1 protein-coding gene is annotated in these 2,069 nt (G+C 33.5%); it reads right to left on the bottom strand.

Going from position 1 to position 2,069, the window contains the following annotated elements:
* Window positions 1–680: 680 nt before the first annotated feature.
* On the bottom strand, window positions 681–1,709 hold the full coding sequence (locus tag F6K22_RS39480; protein ID WP_293110487.1) for a succinate dehydrogenase/fumarate reductase iron-sulfur subunit: 1,029 nt from the start codon (window positions 1,707–1,709) through the stop codon (window positions 681–683).
* Between the last annotated feature and the right edge of the window lie 360 nt (window positions 1,710–2,069).

Genomic DNA, 2,069 nt, shown 5'->3' with positions numbered 1-2,069 from the left:
TGGACTGAGGACTGAGGACTCCACAATTATTTATAACTGTTCATCCGGAGATGATATAACTAATACAAAGCTTCTTGCTTGCTCAGTGATATTTTGTCCCTTATTAGTTCCTCTACAACTGCGGTGTGCTTTTTCATTTTCCTCCTCTGTTTTTATTGCCATTATTAGCTTTGGCTGATATTTAACTAACAACTCACTATATTTTTTTGAACTCTAAAGTAAGGGTCATTTTTCCCATACTCCAAGTCGTATTGTGCATGAGTTATACCATGTCCGGATAAGAGCGTGATGAAAACACTTTTTTTCCTATCTTCTATCTTCCCCTCCTGGGAGGGGTTAGGAGTGGGTTGTCTCCTATCTCCTCCCTAATTATTTATAACTGTTCAACCGGACATGATATTAACTCTTTTAAGCATCAATTTTTAAGTAAAAACTTGCCCTCAAATTGAATTTTCTCGTATTTCTGAGTTTTAACTCTTAAATCCTGACTCCTATTAAAAAAAAACTTAATCTTGAGAAAGATACAAAAGAATTTATATCTATGTTGGCGTTGCATAGAGTGTGGGATGAATTGTAGCCTTGGATAAAAAATAAGTATGAAGTATTTAAAGATAAGATTTACCTGTTCCAAAAAGATTCATCCCTTGATTCAGCAACGCCTCTATTTTTAGAGATAAAAATTATTGCTTTACCTCACTAGATTTATTGTCTAAGCTTTTCACTGATTCAATCAGCGATCGCACAGTTTCAGTTCCCTCAGAAGGTTCAAAAGTTAAAGGGAACTTACCCTTGGCCAACATTCTTAATCCCAAAGGTCCCAAACTATATAACCCTTGAATATCTCGAAAATAGTTACCAACTACTTGAATACCAAATTTTCGTTCATCAATCCAACCTCCATCCTTAACCAAATCAATTAATACTTTTCGGTGGCGAATAGAACGACTAGCTTGTTGGTCTTTACGAACAAGAACTTCTTGTTTAATCTTACCTATTTGATCCATAGGTGAAACTTCCATCGGACAGACAGAATTACAATAATAACAACGGGTACAACCCCAAACTCCAGCAGTATCAAGATTATATTTTTCTAATCTTTTCTCTGTTTGGTCATCCCGCGAATCAGCTACCATTCTGTAAGCTTTAGCTAAAGCGTGTGGCCCAACAAAATCTGGATTAACTTCACGAGCATTACATTCAGAATAACAAGCCCCACATAGAATACAATTACCTGTTTGATTTAGTTTATCCCGTTCAGCAGTAGTCTGTAGAAATTCCCTTTCTGGAATCTTTCGTGCTTCTGTACTTACATAAGGTTCAACTGCTTCTAGATTTTGCCAAAAGCTACTCATATCTACTACTAAATCTTTAATTACTGGCATATTGCCCATAGGAGAAATAGTTATTTCTGGAAGAGATTTGGCAGTAGTATTATCGTAATTATTATCAGCTATTTTTTCTAGTCTAGCTAATTCATTTCCAATATTTTCTTTGCAAGCTAAAGCGGAACGACCGTTGATTCGCATTCCACAACTACCACAGATAGTATTCCGGCAGTTTTTCCGAAAAGCTAAAGTTCCATCTTGCTCCCATTTAATACGATTGAGGCATTCTAAAATTGTATTGCCTGGTTCAACTTCTAGGGTATAAGTTTTAACTTTGGGTTGAGTATTTTGATTCTGCCGAACAATATTAAAATTAACTTTCATAGGTGATAATTTGAGATATATTTTCTATTAGTTTAGTCAGGTTTGTTTACTATAATAGTTAAGATTAGCTATTAATTTTTTAGTTTTTCTATTTTTTACTTGCCTTCATCTTTTTGATTCATTTCATTTATCAAAAACGAAACAAATATGTATGTATCAGCTAACTCGTTGCCATAAATCTACTATCAAAATTAAATCCACGCTTATTCGCTTATTTATTCATAAATATTCCTTTTTCTTTATTGTACTTATAACTTCTAAATTCATGACTAACGTTGCCAATTTTTATAATCATGATGAATTAGTTGTAATAATTTTATACCAAATTCAAAAAAGACAGTTACATCTTAATTTGTGATT

The organism is Okeania sp. SIO2F4 (assembly GCF_010672385.1).
GTDB lineage: Bacteria > Cyanobacteriota > Cyanobacteriia > Cyanobacteriales > Microcoleaceae > Trichodesmium.
This window is presented reverse-complemented; position numbering and strand designations above follow the sequence as displayed.

Bases quoted from the DNA above. Each gene is read 5' to 3' on its own strand.
- F6K22_RS39480 (WP_293110487.1), bottom strand. From the start codon at position 1,709: ATGAAAGTTAATTTTAATATTGTTCGGCAGAATCAAAATACTCAACCC.